This is a genomic window from Methylobacterium sp. WSM2598 (assembly GCF_000379105.1).
In the GTDB taxonomy this organism is placed as follows: Bacteria; Pseudomonadota; Alphaproteobacteria; order Rhizobiales; family Beijerinckiaceae; genus Methylobacterium.
The window spans coordinates 1,323,631-1,339,045 of record NZ_KB900609.1 but is presented as its reverse complement, the minus strand read 5'-3'; the positions used below and the strand labels follow the sequence as shown (position 1 = coordinate 1,339,045).

13 protein-coding genes are annotated in these 15,415 nt (G+C 75.0%); 3 read left to right on the top strand and 10 right to left on the bottom strand.

All coding sequences use genetic code 11. The features are described from left to right. Nucleotides 1-70: 70 nt before the first annotated feature. The 6 genes from MET2598_RS0106350 to MET2598_RS0106325 form a co-directional block, all read right to left on the bottom strand. Nucleotides 71-829 carry an ABC transporter ATP-binding protein gene (locus tag MET2598_RS0106350; RefSeq protein WP_012333240.1) on the bottom strand — a complete coding sequence of 253 codons (759 nt, stop codon included), beginning with the start codon at nt 827-829 and terminating at the stop codon, nt 71-73. Then, complete coding sequence (locus MET2598_RS0106345) at nt 817-1,572, bottom strand: ABC transporter permease (RefSeq protein WP_018260257.1); 756 nt, start codon at nt 1,570-1,572, stop codon at nt 817-819. The genes MET2598_RS0106350 and MET2598_RS0106345 overlap by 13 nt, the downstream gene beginning before the upstream one ends. Then, the gene (locus tag MET2598_RS0106340; protein WP_018260256.1) at nt 1,569-2,606 is read right to left on the bottom strand and encodes an ABC transporter substrate-binding protein; all 1,038 of its coding nucleotides are present in this window, start codon (nt 2,604-2,606) and stop codon (nt 1,569-1,571) included. The genes MET2598_RS0106345 and MET2598_RS0106340 overlap by 4 nt, the downstream gene beginning before the upstream one ends. Before the next feature lie 213 nt (nt 2,607-2,819). Further along, nucleotides 2,820-3,230, bottom strand: a complete 411-nt coding sequence (locus MET2598_RS0106335) for a carboxymuconolactone decarboxylase family protein (RefSeq protein WP_012333243.1) — start codon at nt 3,228-3,230, stop codon at nt 2,820-2,822. An 80-nt stretch (nt 3,231-3,310) separates the two neighbouring features. Beyond that, entirely contained in the window at nt 3,311-4,282 is a 972-nt protein-coding gene (locus tag MET2598_RS0106330) for a D-2-hydroxyacid dehydrogenase (protein WP_012333244.1), read from the bottom strand. A 22-nt stretch (nt 4,283-4,304) separates the two neighbouring features. Then, on the bottom strand, nt 4,305-4,883 hold the full coding sequence (locus MET2598_RS0106325) for a TIGR00730 family Rossman fold protein (protein ID WP_012333245.1): 579 nt from the start codon (nt 4,881-4,883) through the stop codon (nt 4,305-4,307). A 180-nt stretch (nt 4,884-5,063) separates the two neighbouring features. Here MET2598_RS0106325 and MET2598_RS0106320 point away from each other — a divergent pair, with 180 nt between their 5' ends. Beyond that, the gene (locus MET2598_RS0106320; RefSeq protein ID WP_018260255.1) at nt 5,064-5,543 is read left to right on the top strand and encodes a RidA family protein; all 480 of its coding nucleotides are present in this window, start codon (nt 5,064-5,066) and stop codon (nt 5,541-5,543) included. A gap of 111 nt (nt 5,544-5,654) precedes the next feature. On the opposite strand, the gene MET2598_RS0106315 is transcribed toward MET2598_RS0106320, so the two are convergent. Both MET2598_RS0106315 and MET2598_RS0106310 read right to left on the bottom strand, forming a co-directional pair. Next, on the bottom strand, nt 5,655-6,656 hold the full coding sequence (locus MET2598_RS0106315; protein WP_018260254.1) for a 4-hydroxyproline epimerase: 1,002 nt from the start codon (nt 6,654-6,656) through the stop codon (nt 5,655-5,657). Nucleotides 6,657-6,681: 25 nt separating this feature from the next. Then, nucleotides 6,682-7,923 (bottom strand): NAD(P)/FAD-dependent oxidoreductase, encoded by a 1,242-nt coding sequence (locus MET2598_RS0106310; protein ID WP_026190554.1) that lies wholly within the window; start codon nt 7,921-7,923, stop codon nt 6,682-6,684. A gap of 359 nt (nt 7,924-8,282) precedes the next feature. Here MET2598_RS0106310 and MET2598_RS0106305 point away from each other — a divergent pair, with 359 nt between their 5' ends. Beyond that, a complete protein-coding gene (locus MET2598_RS0106305) occupies nt 8,283-9,416 on the top strand; it encodes an iron-containing alcohol dehydrogenase (protein WP_018260252.1) in 1,134 nt (377 codons plus the stop codon). Between the two features lie 63 nt (nt 9,417-9,479). On the opposite strand, the gene MET2598_RS0106300 is transcribed toward MET2598_RS0106305, so the two are convergent. Continuing rightward, nucleotides 9,480-13,544: a PAS-domain containing protein gene (locus MET2598_RS0106300; RefSeq protein WP_018260251.1), complete on the bottom strand. Its 4,065-nt coding sequence runs from the start codon at nt 13,542-13,544 to the stop codon at nt 9,480-9,482. A 337-nt stretch (nt 13,545-13,881) separates the two neighbouring features. Further along, nucleotides 13,882-14,403, bottom strand: a complete 522-nt coding sequence (locus MET2598_RS0106295) for a hypothetical protein (RefSeq protein WP_012333251.1) — start codon at nt 14,401-14,403, stop codon at nt 13,882-13,884. Nucleotides 14,404-14,565: 162 nt separating this feature from the next. On the opposite strand from MET2598_RS0106295, the gene MET2598_RS0106290 reads away from it, so the two are divergent. After that, nucleotides 14,566-15,357, top strand: a complete 792-nt coding sequence (locus tag MET2598_RS0106290; RefSeq protein WP_018260250.1) for an aldolase — start codon at nt 14,566-14,568, stop codon at nt 15,355-15,357. Nucleotides 15,358-15,415 lie beyond the last annotated feature (58 nt).

Sequence of the window (15,415 nt, the reverse complement as noted above, 5' to 3'; positions counted from 1 at the left end):
GGGGCCCGGTGCGGCCGAGCTGGGCGGCCGGGGCTGGGGCCGGCGCCCGGCCGCGGGCCGGGGCCCGGCCTCAGGCCGGCGCCCGCTCCCGGCCGGCGAGGTCGCGGCGGATGCGCTGCGCCGTCTCCTGCAGGGCGCTCGCGGCGCGGTCGCGCGGACGCGGCGCCGCGACGACGTGGGTGGCCGCGATCCGTCCGGGCGCCCCGGCCAGGACCACGACCCGGTCGGCGAGGTAGACCGCCTCCTCGATGTCGTGGGTCACGAACAGCACGGTCTGGCCCGAGCCGCCGCAGAGCCGGGCGAGTTCGTCCTGCAGGGCCTCGCGGGTGAGCGCGTCGAGGGCCGAGAACGGCTCGTCCATCAAGAGCACGTGCGGCTCGACCGCCAGCGCCCGGGCGAGGGCCACCCGCTGGCGCTGCCCGCCGGAGAGCTGGAACGGCCAGCGCCGGGCGAGGTCGGACAGGCCGACCCGGGCGAGGGCCCGCGCCGCCCGCCGCCGCCGCTCGGCGCGGGGGATCCGCAGCTTCTCCAGCCCGAACCCGACATTGTCGAGGATCCGCCGCCAGGGCAGCAGGCGGGCATCCTGGAACACCAGGGCGACCGCCCGGCGGCCCGGGGCGGGCGGGCTCACCGTCACGATGCCGGCGCTCGGGCGCACGAGGTCGGCGACGACGCGCAGCAGCGTCGACTTGCCGACCCCGGAGGCCCCGACGATGGCCAGGAACTCGCCGGGCGCGACGTCGAGGTCGAGCCCGGCCAGCACCTCGGTGCGGCTCGCCTCGCGCACGAAGCTCAGGGCGATGCCCCGCAGGCTGATCAGGCCTGCCATCGCAGCACCCGGCGCTGGAGGGCCGTGAAGCCGGCGTCGAACACGCCGTAGAGGAGCGCCATGGTGAGCATGTAGACGACCACGATGTCGGTCGCGAGCAGCGTCGAGGCCTGCATCATGCGCTGGCCGAGCCCGGGCACGCCGAAGATCTCGGCCGCCACCACCGCCATCCAGGCCTGGCCGATCGCCGTGCGCACCCCGACGAGGACGCCCGGGGTCGCGGCCGGCCAGACCACCTTGAGGAGGCGCTCGGGGGCGGAGCGGAAGCCGAAGGCCTGCGCCACCTCCACGAGGTCGCGGTCGACGCCCCGGATCGCCCCGTGGCTCGCGAAGTAGACGATCCAGAACACCCCGACCGCGATGATGAACAGGGCGGCGGCCGGGCTGACCCCGAACCAGATGATCGCGAAGGGCACCCAGGCGAGGCCGGGCACCGGGCGCAGCACCCGCACCACCCAGGCGCTCAGCGCCTCCGCGGTCGGGAACAGCCCCGTCAGGGTGCCGGCCGCGATGCCGAGGCCGACCCCGATCGCGAGCCCGGCCACGTAGTGGCCGAGGCTGTCGCCGATGGCCGCGAGCCAGAGGCCGGAGCGCCATTCGCGCAGGAAGGCTTCGGGGAGGGCCGAGGGCGGCGGCAGGAAGGCCGGGTTGACGAGGCCGGCCCGCGGCACCGCCTCCCAGAGGGCGAAGAAGGCGGCGAGGCCGGCGAGCGGCCGCAGCGCCGCGGCGCGGCGCGGCCTCACCGGGAGGCCGCGGCGCGCGCGTAGAGGCGCGGCTCGAACAGGCCGTCGAGGGGGACCTCGCGGTCGAGGGCGCCGAGCTTGACCTGGTAGCGCTGCATGGCGGCGGTGGCCTCCACGATCGCGCCCGGATCGGCGGTGAAGCGCGTCGCCGGCGAGGCGAGGGCCCGGCGGATCGTGGCGAGGTCGACGAGTCCCTTGCCGAGGGCGGCCTCGACCACCGGCGCGACGCGGTCGGGCTCGCGGCCGATCAGGTCGACGGCGCGGACGATCCCGGTCACCACCGCCTGCGCGGCCTCGGGCTCCCGGTCGAGGAGCGCCCGGGTCAGGGCCACCACGGTGCCGGGCTGGCCGGGGAACATCGCGCCGCCCAGGGCGGCGAGGCGGATGCCCGAATCGCGGCCGGTGACGATCGACACGGCCGGCTCGCGCAGGGTCCCGCCCTCGACGGCGCCGACCAGGATGGCCTGCTGGGTGGCGTCGATGCCCATCGACACGAGGGTGACGTCCTTGGGATCGGCCTTGGCCACCTCCCACAGCCAGTGCTGCAGGGTGATGTTGGGCACCGAGCCGAGCGGCTGGGTGGCGAGCCGGGCCGGCGCGCCGGCGGCGGCGCGGTAGCGCCGGAACGCCTCCGCGGGCGCGAGGCCGGGCTCGAAGTGGCGGGCGAGCCGCGATCCCGCGACGAAGACGTTCTCCTCGACCGCGGTCGCGGTCACGACCTTGACGTCGATGCCGCGCGCGCGGGCCACCCCGAGGGGCGCCACGCCGGCCACGTAGACGTCGAGCGTGCCCGAGGCCAGGGCCTGGATCATGTTCGGCCCGGATTCGAAGGTGGTGATCCCGAGCGTGAGACCTGCCTCCTTGAGCCAGCCCTCCTTCTCGGCGACGAAGATCGGCGCGGCGGCGAGGATCGGGATGATGCCGACCCGCAGGGGCGCCGCCCGGCCCTGCGCCCGCGCGCGCCCCGCCGCGGCGAGCGCCGCGCCGCCGAGGAGCGGGGCGGCGCCGAGGAAGGTGCGTCGGGTGAAGGTCATGGCGGGCCCGGGACAGCAAAGGACGCCGCCGGCTTAGAACATCCTTGCGCCGCCGCGCAACAACGCGCCGGAAAGAGGATGATCTTTCTCCAGCCAGGGGAATATCGGAGTTTTATCTTCCCTTAGCGATGGATCCCGGGGAATGTTCTGCGGCACCGTCCCGGCGGCGCCGGATCCCGCGCCGGCGCCCGCCCGCGCGGGTCCGGCGCGATCTCACGCCGGCCCGGCGGCGTCCTCCTCTGGCAGGGCGCCCTCGGCCTTCAGGACCTCGTGGGCGGCCTTGAAGGCGTCGAGCCCGGCCGGGATGCCGCAATAGACGGTGGCGTGGAGCAGGATCTCGCGGATCTCCTCCGCGCTGACGCCGTTCGTCAGGGCGCCCTTCACGTGCAGCCGCAGCTCCGCGGGCCGGCCGAGGGCGGTCAGCATGGCGAGGTTGAGCATGCTGCGGGTGCGCCGGTCGAGCCCCTCGCGCGTCCAGGCATAGCCCCAGCACCACTCGGTGGTGATGCGCTGGAAGGCCATCATGAAGGCGTCGGCCCGGGCGAGGCTGCCGTCGACGTACTCCGCCCCGAGCACGGCGCGCCGCACCTCCAGGCCCTTCTCGAAAATCTCACTCTCCGCCATCTGCACCTCGCGCGGCCGGTGGGGCGCCAGCCTCGGGTGCGGCGCCCGCCCCTGTCAACCGGGCGGGACCGCGCCGCCCCTCAGACGACGCCGTTGCGCAGCGCGGTCTCCCCGCGCCCGAGGCGGGCGAGGTTGTCGAGGAGGAGGTCGACCACCCTCGTCTCGTGGTGGCGGGTCTCCCCGGCGCTGTGGGGCGTGACGATCACCTGCGGCAGCGCCCAGAACGGCGAGTCGGGCGGCAGGGGCTCGTCGTGGAAGCAGTCGAGGCCCGCCCCCGCGAGCCGCCCCTCCCGCAGCGCCCGCAGCAGGGCGGCCTCGTCCACCACCCGCCCGCGCGCCACGTTGACGAGGAGCGCGCCCGGCTTCAGGGCGGCGAGGGCCGCCTTCCCGATCAGGCCCTCGGTCTCGCGGGTCAGCGGGCAGGTCAGCGCGACGATGTCGGCCCGCGGCAGCACCGCGAGGAGGTCGCCGGGCGGCACCACCGCGTCGGCCTCCGGGCAGGGGACGGCCTGCCGCCGCACGCCGACCACCCGGAAGCCGAAGGCGCGGGCGAGCCCGGCGAGCCGCCGCCCGATCCCGCCGAGCCCCACGATCACCAGGGTCCTGCCGGCGGATTCCTCCTCGCGCGCCGCCCGGTCGGCGATCATCGGGCGCCAGTGCCGGGCCGCCTGGTGGTCGCGGGCGCGGTGGAGCTGGCGCTGCAGGCTCAGGATCAGCGCCATGGCGTGCTCGGCCACCGCGCCGGCATTCGCCCCCTGCGCGCTCGCGAGCCGGATCCCCGCCGCGGCGAGGCGGTCGCGGTCGAACTGGTCGGTGCCGGCGCTGACCGACTGGATCAGGCGGAGGCGCGGCGCGGCCGCGATCATGTCGTCGTGCCAGAGGCCGGACACGACCAGCACGTCCGCCTCGGCGAGGCGCGCCCGCAGGGCGGCGCGGCTCTCCACCGCGAAGGCGCGGGCCGGGTGGCCGCGCGCGGCGAATTCCTCGTGCAGGCGGTAGGCCGGATGCGCGAAGCCGATGGTGAGCGCCTCGGGGGGCGGCAGCGGGGCCATGGGATTCCGGCTCCGGGGTCGATCAGCGCTCGGACCCCGAGACCCACTTGATCACGCGCGGGGGCTCGTAGGCGCGGATGCGGGCGAGCAGGTCCTCCGGGGCGTCGCCCGCGAGCAGCATCGCCCGGTGCGGCGCCCGCACGAAGCCCTGCCCGGTGACGTGGTCGAGGAAGGCGAGCAGCCCGTCGTAGAAGCCGCCGACATTGAGGAGCGCGACGGGCTTGGGATGGTAGCCGAGCTGCGCCCAGGTCCAGATCTCGAACAATTCCTCGAAGGTGCCGAGGCCGCCGGGCAGGGCCACGAACCCGTCCGCCAGATCGGCCATCATGGCCTTGCGCTCGTGCATCGAGCCGACGACGTGCAGGGTGGTGAGGCCCGGATGCCCGATCTCCTTCTCGACGAGGGCGCGCGGCATCACGCCGATCGCCTCGCCGCCCTCCTCCAGGATCGCGTCCGCCACCGCCCCCATCAGCCCGACCTTGCCGCCGCCGTAGACGAGGCCGACGCCGCTGCGGGCGAGGTGCCGCCCGAGCGCCGCGGCGCCCTCGCGATAGAGGGGGAGCGCGCCGTCGCTCGAACCGCAGAACACGCAGAGCCGCATGGGAATCCCTCGCCGAGGCCGCGAACGGCGCCGCGCGATGCCTGCCCAAGCCCGGCGCCGCCGTCAATCGGCGCGACGGAATGGTCTGCGGCGAGGTCCTTGCCATCCCGGTCCGGCTCGCCTTCTCTGGCGGCGGCGCCCGACGGCGCCGCCTCCCGTGACCCGCCAGCGGACGCCGCCATGCCGACCCAAGAAGAGCCGACCCCCGAAGACGCGCTCGCCGCCCTCGGCCTCTCCCTGCCGGAGGTGCCGGTGCCGGTGGCGAACTACGTGCCCTACCGCCTCGTCGGCGAGTGTCTGTACCTGTCCGGCCAGGGGCCGAAGCGGCCCGACGGCACCTACCGCACGGGCCGGCTCGGCCGCGACACCACCGTCGAGGAGGGCTACGCCGATGCCCGCCTGGCCGGGCTGCAGCTGCTCGCCGTCGCCAAGGCGGCCCTCGGAGACCTGTCGCGGGTCACGGCCGTGGTGAAGCTCCTCGGCATGGTCAATGCCGAGCCCGACTTCGCCGACCACCCGAAGGTGATCAACGGCTGCTCGGACCTGTTCGTCGCGGTGCTCGGCGAGGCCGGCCGCCACGCCCGCTCGGCCGTGGGCATGGGCTCGCTGCCGAACGGCATGACGGTCGAGGTCGAGGCGATCCTGCAGGTCTCCCGCTGAGCCGGGCGGGCGCCGCGCAGCCTCCCTCATCCGACATGCGGATGTCGGCTTCGCTCAGGCGCCGCGCAGGCTTGCTGAGACGGGATCCGCTTCGATCAGGCGGATCCCGGATCAGGCGAGCTGGAAGCCGTGGGCCAGGGGATCGCGGTCGTCGACGAAGATCGTGTTGTGGCCGATGATGCGCGCCCAGCCGGCGACGCTCGGCAGGATGGCCGGGCGGCCGCCGACCTCCGCCGCCGCCTCGACGCGGCAGTCGAACATCGTGCCGATGATGCTCTCGTGCACGAAACTCTGGCCGACCGACAGGCGCCCCTTGGCGGCGAGTTGCGCCATGCGCGCCGAGGAGCCGGTGCCGCAGGGGGAGCGGTCGAGGGCCTTGTCGCCGTAGAACACGGCGTTGCGCGCGTCGGCGCGCGGGTTCCGGGGCGCGTCGCACCACATCACGTGGCTGGCGCCCCGGATGCGGCCGTCCTCGGGATGGACCGGAGCGAGCGCCGCCTGGGCGGCCTGCCGCACCAGCGGGCTCAGCCGCACGAGGTCGCTCGGCGTCACCGCGTCGAGGCCCGGCCAGGTCGCCTGCGGCTCGACGATGACGTAGTAATTGCCGCCATACGCGAGATCGACCCGCAGGGGGCCGAGCCCCGGCACCGCGATCTCGGCATCGGCGGCGTGCAGGTAGCTCGCGACGTTGAACAGGCGCACCTCCTCCACGAAGGCGCCCTCCCGCCGGTACGTGATGGCGACGCGCCCGGCCGGGGCCTCGATGGCGAGGCGGCCCTCCTCCCGCGGCACCACCAGTCCCTCCTCCAGCGCCACCGTCACGGTGCCGATGGTGCCGTGGCCGCACATCGGCAGGCAGCCGCTCACCTCGATGAACAGCACGCCGAGGTCGCAATCCGGCCGGGTCGGCGGATACAGGATCGCGCCCGACATCACGTCGTGGCCGCGCGGCTCGAACATCAGGGCGCGGCGGACCCAATCGTGCTCGGCGAGGAAGATCTGGCGCTTCTCGGCCATCGGCACGTGCGGGAGGAGCGGTCCTCCCCCGGTGACGACCCGGACCGGGTTGCCGCAGGTATGGGCATCGACGCAGAAGAAGGTGTGGCGCGCCATCGGGGCCGTCCTCGTCCGGCTCAGGTCATCGGAAGCGCTCGACCGCGTAGGGCCGCAGGTCGATCGGTGCCGGCCGCTCGCAGAGCAGGTCGGCGACGAGGCGCCCGGTGGTGGCCGCCTGCGTCAGGCCGAGATGGCCGTGCCCGAACGCGTACACGATTCGCCGGTCCCGCGCCGAGGGGCCGATCACCGGCAGCGAATCCGGGGTGGCCGGGCGGTGACCCGCCCACGCGGTACCGCCCCCCTCGGGCAGTCCCGGCAGGTAGAGGCGGGCGAGCGTCGCCAGCGCCCGCGCGCGCCGGAAATCGGGCGGGGCGCCGAGGCCGCCGAACTCGGCCGCGCCGCCGACGCGCAGGCCGCAGGCGAGCGGGGTCGCCACGAACTTGCGCTCGGCGAAGACGATCTCGCGGCCGAGCGCGAGGCCGGGATCCGGGAAGGTGGTGTTGTAGCCCCGCTCGCTCTCGAGGAGCACCGGGTCGCCCAGGCGGCGCGCCAGCAGCCCGGACCACGCGCCCGCCGCCACCACCACCCGGTCGGGCACGATGCGCCGCCCGTCCGTCAGGCCGACCCGGAGCGCCCGCGCGTCCTGCACGCCGAGTTCGGCCACCTCGCCGGCGATCATCGCCGCGCCCTCGCGCAGCAGGGCGGCGCGCAGGCCCTCGACGATCCGCCTCGGGTCGCCGACATGGGCGGATTGGGGCGCGAACACCGCCCGCACCACGCGCGGGCCGAGGGCGGGCTCCAGCGCCCGGGCCTCGTCGCCGCCCATCGCCTCGAAGGCGATGCCGTGGTGGCGGCGCAGGTCCCATTCGGGCCGGTCGCGCGCGAAGCCGGCCTCGCTCTCGTAGACCGTGAGGGAGCCGGTGCGGCGCAATTCGCCCGCGAGGCCGGACGCGGCGAGCATGGGCAGCAGGTCGTCGTAGGTGCGCGCGTTCAGGGCCGCGAGGGCCGCGGCGATCCGCGCGACCTCCCGCGGGCGCCCGGCCCGGACGAAGCGGATCAGCCAGGGGATCAGGCGCGGGGCGTGGGCGGGGCGCAGGGCCAGGGGGCCGAGCGGGTCGAGGAGCCAGCCGGGGACCCGCCACGCGACGCCGGGCCCCGAGGCCGGGACGATCTCGGTCACCGCGATCACGCCCGCATTCCCGTGCGAGGCCCGGTCCCCCTCGGGGTCGCGGTCGATCAGCGTCACGGCGAACCCCTCCCGGCGGAGGTGGTGGGCCGCCGCGAGGCCGATGATCCCGGCCCCGATCACAACCACGTGCGTCACGTCCCGCACACCTTCCTGCCGGCGGCTCGGGCCGGGCCGGTCCTCCGGCGGGCCCTCGCCCGGCGGGCCGCCGGGAGACCGGCCCGCTCACGGCATCGTCGCCTCGCGGCCGGGCAACCTTGCACGGGCACGCGGGAGCGACAAGGCGCCCGGGGAGCCCGGCGCCGCGGGCCGGAGCGCCGCCCGCGCGGGGCCGATCCCGCCAACGGCGGCCAAGGGCCGCGCCGCCGTCGGTCCCGGCCCGGCCCGCACGGGCCGCGCAAGCCGACGCTCGCGCCCGGGCCGGCGACGGCGCCGCCGCGGGATGCTAACCCGGTCGGGAGCCGGCGCCGGACGCCGGCCGGGAGGAGCATCGCCGCATGGGCCTGATCACCTATCTCACCCGCATCCAGTTCGAGCGCGGCGCGATCCGCCTGATCGACGAGGAGCTGGCGCTCCTCGGGGCGAGGCGGCCGCTCGTGGTGACCGATCGCGGGCTCGTCGCGACGGGGCTGATCGGGCGCCTCGCCGCGGCGAGCAGGGCGCTCGCCGACGCGCCGGTCTTCGACGGCACGCCCGAGAACCCGACCGAGGCGGCGGTGCTGGCCGCCCGCGACCTGCTGCGCGCCCGCGATTGCGACAGCGTCGTGGCGGTGGGCGGCGGCTCGCCCCTCGACCTCGCCAAGGGCGTCGCGCTCCTCGCCACCCACGCGGAGCCGCTCGGCCAGTACGCGGCGGTGCTCGGCGGCATCCCCCGGATCCGGGCCGACCAGCCCCCGGTCGTGGCGGTGCCGACGACGGCCGGGACCGGCAGCGAGGTCGGCCGCGCCGCCCTCCTCACCCTGGCGGACGGCCGCAAGCTCGGCTTCATCTCCCCGTTCCTGATCCCGAACGTCGCGATCTGCGACCCCGACCTCACCGTCGGCCTGCCCCCGCGCCTCACCGCGGCGACCGGCATGGACGCGCTGACGCACTGCATCGAGACCTTCCTGAGCCCGCGCCACAACCCGCCCGCCGAGGCGATCGCCCTCGACGGGCTGCGGCGGGCGATGCGCGCCCTGCCCCGGGCCGTGCGGGACGGCAGCGACGTCGAGGCCCGCGAGGACATGATGATGGCCGCCCTCGAGGGCGGCATGACCTTCCAGAAGGGGCTCGGCGCGGTCCATTCCATGTCGCACGCCCTCGGCGGCCGGCAGGCCCGGCCCCTCCACCACGGCACCCTGAACGCCGTGCTCCTGCCGCACGTCCTGCGCTTCAACGCCCCCGCCTGCGGCGAGAAATTCGCGGCCCTGCGGGAGGCCATGGGTCTCCCGCCGCAGGCCGACCTCGCCGCCGCGATCGCGGCGCTCAACGCCGAACTCGGCCTGCCCGCCAGCCTCGCGGCGATGGGCGTGACCGCGCAGGAATGCGAGGCGGTGCTGCCCTGGGCGGTGGCGGACCACTCGACGGCGACGAACGGCCGCCCGCTCGGCGCGGAGGAGTTCCGGCGCCTGTTCGCGGAGGCCCTCGGCTGAGGCCCGGCCGAGGCGGGCTCAGGCGGCCTAGGCTCAGGCGACCTGAGCTCAGGCGACTTAAGCTCAGGCGACCTGGGCCCGCTCGATCTCCGCCAGGGTGGCGTCGCGCGCCTGCATCAGCCGCGCCAGGACGTCGTCGAGGTCCCGGCGCGCGTCGCAGGCGCGCTCGACTTCGCGGCAGACCTCGGCGAGCGCCGGGAAGCCGAGCAGGCCCGCGAGCGAGACGATCTCGTGCGCCTCCCGGGCCAGTCGGTCATGGGCGAGGTCCGGCGAGAACCGCGAGCGCAGGTCCGCCGCCAGCCGCGCCCGCAGGGCCCGCAGCGCGTCGGGACCGAGCCGCCCGGCCTCGCCGGCGGAGACCGGCTCCGGGGAGGCGCCCCCCGCCCCGGTCCAGCGCTGCACCACGGCGAGAAGGTCCTTCTGCCGGAACGGCTTGCCGATGTGATCGTCCATCCCGGCGGCCCGGAACTCCGCGATCTGCGAGGGCAGCACGTTCGCCGTCATGGCGATGATCGGCAGCCGGCCCGCCGCCCCGCTCAGCGTGCGGATGCGCCGCGTCGCGGTCAGGCCGTCGACCACCGGCATCTGCACGTCCATCAGCACGATGTCGAAGCCGCCGGCCGCCGTGGCCTCGACCGCGGCCTCGCCGTGGGGCACCGCCACCACCGCGTGCCCGGCCGCCTCCAGCACGCGGCTGGCGATGTCGCGGTTGATGTCGCTGTCGTCCGCCAGGAGGATGCGGGCGGGCCGGGCCAGCTTCGGGTCGCGCTCCGGAGCGAGCGGCAGGGGCGGCGCGGCGCGCAGGAGCCGCAGCGTGAACCAGAAGGTCGACCCGCGGCCCGGCACGCTCTCGACGCCGATCCGCCCGCCCATCGCCTCGACGAGCGCCTTCGAGATCGCGAGGCCGAGGCCCGTCCCCCCGAATTCGCGCCGGATCGAGCCGTCCGCCTGGCTGAAGCGCTGGAAGAGGCGCCCGAGCTTGTCCTCCTCGATCCCGACCCCGGTGTCGCGCACCGCGAAGCGCACCGTCAGCGCCTCCGCGGCGATCCGGTCCGGCGCGACCGAGAGCGTCACCGAGCCGGCGTGGCAGAATTTCTGGGCATTGGCCGCGAGGTTGAGGAGCACCTGGCGGACGCGGCCCTGGTCCCCGACCAGCCAGTCCGGCACGGCCGGGTCGATCTCGGCGGCGAGCGTCAGGCCCTTGCGCTCGGCCGGCTCGCGCACGATCGCCACCACCTCGCCGATCAGGGCGCGCAGCGCGAAGGGCCGCGGATCGAGGGCGACCCGGCCCGCCTCGATGGCCGAGAAGTCGAGGACGTCGTTCACCACCGCGAGCAGCGCCCGCCCGGCCGTGCGGATGTGCTCGACCTGCCGCTGCTGCTCGGCCGCGAGGAGCCCGCACTCGGTGAGCAGGTCCGCGTAGCCCAGGATGCCGTGCAGGGGCGTGCGGATCTCGTGGCTCATCATGGCGAGGAACTCGGACTTGGCGGTGCTGGCCGCCTCCGCCTCCTCGCGCGCCTGCTCGGCGAGCCGCGTCGCCTGTTTCAGGGCCCGCTCGGCCCGCATGCGCGGGGTGACGTCGAAGTCGAGGCCGACGATCCGGACCGGGGCGCCGCTGCCGTTGCGCATGATCCGCCCGTGGCCCTCGATCCAGCACTCGACCGCGCCGCCGCCGCCGCGCGCGGCGGGCCGGAAGGTCACCGCGTAGTTCTGCCGGGTCGCGACCGCCTCGTGCACGGCCTCCCAGACCCTCCCGGCATCCTCGGGATGGAGGAGCCGGGTCCATTCCTGCGAGGTGAGCGTGACGACCGCGTCGGCCGCGTCCACCTCCAGCCCGTAGCGGCGGGCGCTGACGCGCGACAGCAGCACGAGGCCCGCCTGCATGTCCCATTCCCAGACGCCGGCGCCGGCCGCCGTCTGGGCGAGCTGCAGCAGGTCCTTGGACTGGCGGACCTGCTCCTGGGCCGTGATGATGTCGTCGATGTCGAGGGCGGTGCCGAGCCACTCGGTGATGACGCCCTGGGTCAGGAGCGGCACCATCACCAGCCGGTGCCAGCGGTAGACGCCGTCGTGGCGGCGCAGGCGGCCCTCGACCGTGAGGGGCTCGCTCGCCCGCTCGGCCCGCGCCCAGGCCTCGGCCATGCGGGCGCTGTCGGCCGGGTGGTTGTGGGCGAGCCGGTCGGCGACGGCGTTCGAGATCGGTCCGTAATAGCGGTCGAACTGGGCGTTGCGGTAGAGGGCCTCGCGGGTGTCGGGCCGCACCGTCCAGACGAGCTGCGGCAGGGCCTCGGCGAGGGCGCGGTAGCGCGCCTCGCTGAGGCCGATGGCGCGCTCGCGCTGCCGGTGGGCGGTGACGTCCGAGAAGGTGCGGATGGCGCCGCCCGAGGCGAGGCGCACGGTGCGCACCTCGATCACCGTCCCGTTCGGGCGGGAGCGCTCGTAGACCTTCGGGGCGCCGAGCAGGTCCCCCTTGAGCTTGAGCCAGGGGTCGTGATCCTCGGTGGCCCCGCTGAACTCGCCGGTGCGCTGCTGGTAGGCGACCAGGGCCGCGAAGCTCGGCTTCTCGGTGGCGAAGGCCGCCGGGAGGTCGAGGAGCGCCAGGGCGCGCTCGTTGCACAGCTGGACGATGCCGTCCTGGTCGATCACCAGCACGCCCTGGTCCATATGCGCCAGGGTGGCGTCGAGGAGGGCGGTCTTCTCGTGCAGGGCGGCCTCGGCGCTGCGCCGGGCGGTCACGTCCGTGCAGGTGCAGACCACGCCGCCCTCGGGGAGCCAGGTGCTGCGGATCTCCAGCACCCTGCCGTCCGGGAGGGTGCGCTCCGCGAGGGGCGCCGGGCCGGCATGCGCCCCGCCCGGCTCCGCCTCGCTCCAGGCGGCCCGCAGGAGGTCCGGCACGCGGGCGTGCGGCGCGCCCACCAGCGCGTCGGAGGCGAGGCCGAGGAGTTCCGCCGCGCGCCGGTTGGCCACCGCGACGGTGCCGCGGCCGTCGATCATGACGAGGCCCTGGTCCATGGCGTCGAGGGTGGTGCTGAGCAGAGCCTGCTGGGCGGCCACCTCCCGGGTGCGGCGCTCCACCATCTGTTCGAGGTCGCGGTTGATGGCGCGCAGGGCATCCGCCTGGTCGCGCAGGCGCGCGGAGGCGACGGCGAGGGCCGCGCCGACCTCGTCGACCTCGCTGAAGGAGGAGCGCGGGACGGGGATCGCCTCCCCGGACCCGAGGGCCCGCGCCGCCTCCGCCAGGCGATGCTGGGCCGCCACGATGCGCCGGCCCACCATGGCCGAGGCGACGAGGGCGACGAACATCAGCGCCGCGATGATCGGGACCAGCACGGAGAGCGAATCGGTGAGCGGCTCCTGGAGGGCCGAGCGCTCGATGCCGATGCTGACGAGCCAGCCCGCCACGCCGGAGCGCTGGTAGGTGGCGAAGACCGGAACCCCGAGCAGGTTGCGCCCCGACCACGTGCCCCGCTGGCCCTTCACGGCGGCGAAGCCCGGGAGCGGCCTGCCGGTGGCGTTGGCGCTGTCGACCGACCGCCCGATGATGGTGCCGGTGCGGTCCGTGATCGAGCCGGAATACGGGGCGGCGACGCCCGCATCGGCGAGGAGCTGGCCGAACAGCGCGGCGCTGTAGCTCGCGCTCAGCAGGTAGGCGATCCGCCCGCCGCGGGTCACCGGGACGCCGACGCGGATCATGGGCTCGCCGGAGACCGCCCCGACGAACAGGTCCGAGACGGTGGGCTTGCCCGATTCGAGCACGTTCCGGTCGATGTCGCGCAGCAGGTTCGGCAGCGCCGTGCCGTAGGGCAGGCGCGTGTTGATCAGCTGCTGGCCGTCGCGGCCGCGCAGGATGATGTTGACGCCCTGCAGGGTCACGAGTTCGCGCGCCTGCGCATCGAAGCGCGCGAGGTCGCCGGTGTCGAGGGCGGGCGAGGTCGCCAGCGCCTGCAGCATCGCGATCTGCCCGGACAGGAAGCGGTCGACCTGCGCGACCGCGTAGGCGTTGATCGCGACCGTGGCGCTCTCCAGGCGCTGCTGCTCGGCCGCGACCCAGCGCCATGCCAGCAGGCCCGAGATCGCGACGCTCGGGATCAGCAGCACGAGCGTCAGGGCCACGATGGAGTAAGACAAGGGCCGTGGCCGCCGCCCCGCCACGCGGTCTCCGGACAATGACGCGACTGTCGTGCTCACCCTCTCGGCCCCCGTCTGATCTTGGTTAGCACAGGGACGAGCCGATCCGGCAGCCGGAGGCGGCATAGGTCTTTCGGCGTAAGAGTGGGGGACGGGGCGGCCGAGCTGGAGGATCGCGCCGCAACCGGTGCGCCGGGCGGCGCGTCATCCGACATCCGGTTGATGGCTTCGCCATCTCCGATTTCGGCCATGCGGATGTCGGCTTCGCTCAGGCGCCGCGCTCAGGCGCCGCGCGGGCTCGTGATCCGGGATCCGCGTCGATCAAGCGGATCCCGGATCAGTCGCGGCGCAGAATGTCCTCGGCGCGCTTGAGCTGGACGAAGCGCGATTGCGGCGCCTCGACCCTGTAGCCGAGGGATTGCGCCGTGCCGCGCAGGTCCCGCACCGCCGCCTTGCCGGCCTCGGTCCCGTGGCAGATCGAGAAGTAGAGGGCGACGAAATTCGCGTTCCGCCGCACCGTCTCGCGGGAATCCGCGCCCGCGAAGGGCGCGATCATCAGCGCGACGGTGCGGCCGTCCTGCTCGGAGAGGATGGCGGGCCGGGTCGGCGAGCAGAAGACGTAGCCGTTCTCCTCCGGCCCCTCGCTGCGGCCCTGGGCGCTCGCGTGGAAGGTCTTGACCCGCGTCCGGTTGAGCACGCCCTCGGCGCTGCGCGTCACCGGCTCGGCCTTGACGACGCTGAATTCGTCGCAGCCATCCTTCTGGCACAGGCCTCGGACCAGGTCGGGGCGGGCGTAATCCTGCTGCGCGAGGGCGGGGACGGCGAGGAATGCGAGGAGCGCGACGGTGCGGATCAGCATCTGACCTCTCGGATCATGACCGGAACCGCGCCGATAGCGCCCGAACCGCGGCCGGATGATGACGCCCCGGCGCCTGTACGCGGTGCCCCCGATCGGCCATGACGGCGGGGCCGCGCGCGGCGCACCAGCAGCGCGCGGCGCGCGCCAGCAGGGGAGGACGCCATGGCCCACGCCTTCACGCATTCCGGAACGGCCCGCGGCGGGACGAACGGGCCGGATCTCGACGCCGAAGCGGTGCGGGAGGCGCGCCGGGACCTCGCCGCCTGCTTCCGGATGGCGGCCCGCTACGGCTTCGAGGAGGGGATCTGCAACCATTTCTCGGCGCTGGTGCCCGGCCACGACGACCTCTTCCTGGTCAATCCCTACGGCTACGCCTTCCGCGAGCTGACGGCCTCGCACCTCCTCGTCTGCGACTTCGACGGGAACGTGATCGCCGGGGACGGCCGGCCGGAAGCCACCGCCTTCTACATCCACGCCCGCCTGCACCGGGCGCTGCCACGGGCGCGGGCCGCCTTCCACACCCACATGCCCTACGCGACGGCGCTCAGCATGACGGAGGGCGAGCCGCTCCTCTTCGCCGGCCAGACCGCCCTCAAGTTCTACGGCCGCGTCGCGGTCGACCGGGACTATAACGGGCTCGCCCTCGACGCCCGCGAGGGCGACCGCATCGCCGCCTCGGTGGGCGGCGCCGACATCCTGTTCATGAGGCATCACGGCGTCATGGTGCTCGGGCCCAGCATCGCGGAGGCCTTCGACGACCTCTATTACCTGGAGCGCGCCTGCGAGGTGCAGTGCCTCGCCCTCGCCACCGGGCGGCCCGTGCGCCCGGTCGATCCGGTGGTCGCCGCGGCGGCGGCGCGCCAGATGCGCGAGGGCGACCCGGAATCGGCGCGCCTGCACCTCGCGAGCCTGCGCCGCCAGCTCGACGCGGAGGAGCCGTCCTACCGCGCCTGACCCCGAAGGCGCAGTTTTCTGTGGATCGTGCAGTGCCTGGTAAGGCCGGGCGGAGTAG

Excerpts from the sequence above, each read along its gene's own strand:
- MET2598_RS0106325 (WP_012333245.1), bottom strand. The coding sequence starts at position 4,883 with ATGCGGCTCTGCGTGTTCTGCGGTTCGAGCGACGGCGCGCTCCCCCTC.
- MET2598_RS0106330 (WP_012333244.1), bottom strand. The coding sequence starts at position 4,282 with ATGGCCCCGCTGCCGCCCCCCGAGGCGCTCACCATCGGCTTCGCGCAT.
- MET2598_RS0106295 (WP_012333251.1), bottom strand. The coding sequence starts at position 14,403 with ATGCTGATCCGCACCGTCGCGCTCCTCGCATTCCTCGCCGTCCCCGCC.
- MET2598_RS0106290 (WP_018260250.1), top strand. The coding sequence starts at position 14,566 with ATGGCCCACGCCTTCACGCATTCCGGAACGGCCCGCGGCGGGACGAAC.
- MET2598_RS0106350 (WP_012333240.1), bottom strand. The coding sequence starts at position 829 with ATGGCAGGCCTGATCAGCCTGCGGGGCATCGCCCTGAGCTTCGTGCGC.
- MET2598_RS0106335 (WP_012333243.1), bottom strand. The coding sequence starts at position 3,230 with ATGGCGGAGAGTGAGATTTTCGAGAAGGGCCTGGAGGTGCGGCGCGCC.
- MET2598_RS0106305 (WP_018260252.1), top strand. The coding sequence starts at position 8,283 with ATGGGCCTGATCACCTATCTCACCCGCATCCAGTTCGAGCGCGGCGCG.
- MET2598_RS0106315 (WP_018260254.1), bottom strand. The coding sequence starts at position 6,656 with ATGGCGCGCCACACCTTCTTCTGCGTCGATGCCCATACCTGCGGCAAC.
- MET2598_RS0106340 (WP_018260256.1), bottom strand. The coding sequence starts at position 2,606 with ATGACCTTCACCCGACGCACCTTCCTCGGCGCCGCCCCGCTCCTCGGC.
- MET2598_RS0106320 (WP_018260255.1), top strand. The coding sequence starts at position 5,064 with ATGCCGACCCAAGAAGAGCCGACCCCCGAAGACGCGCTCGCCGCCCTC.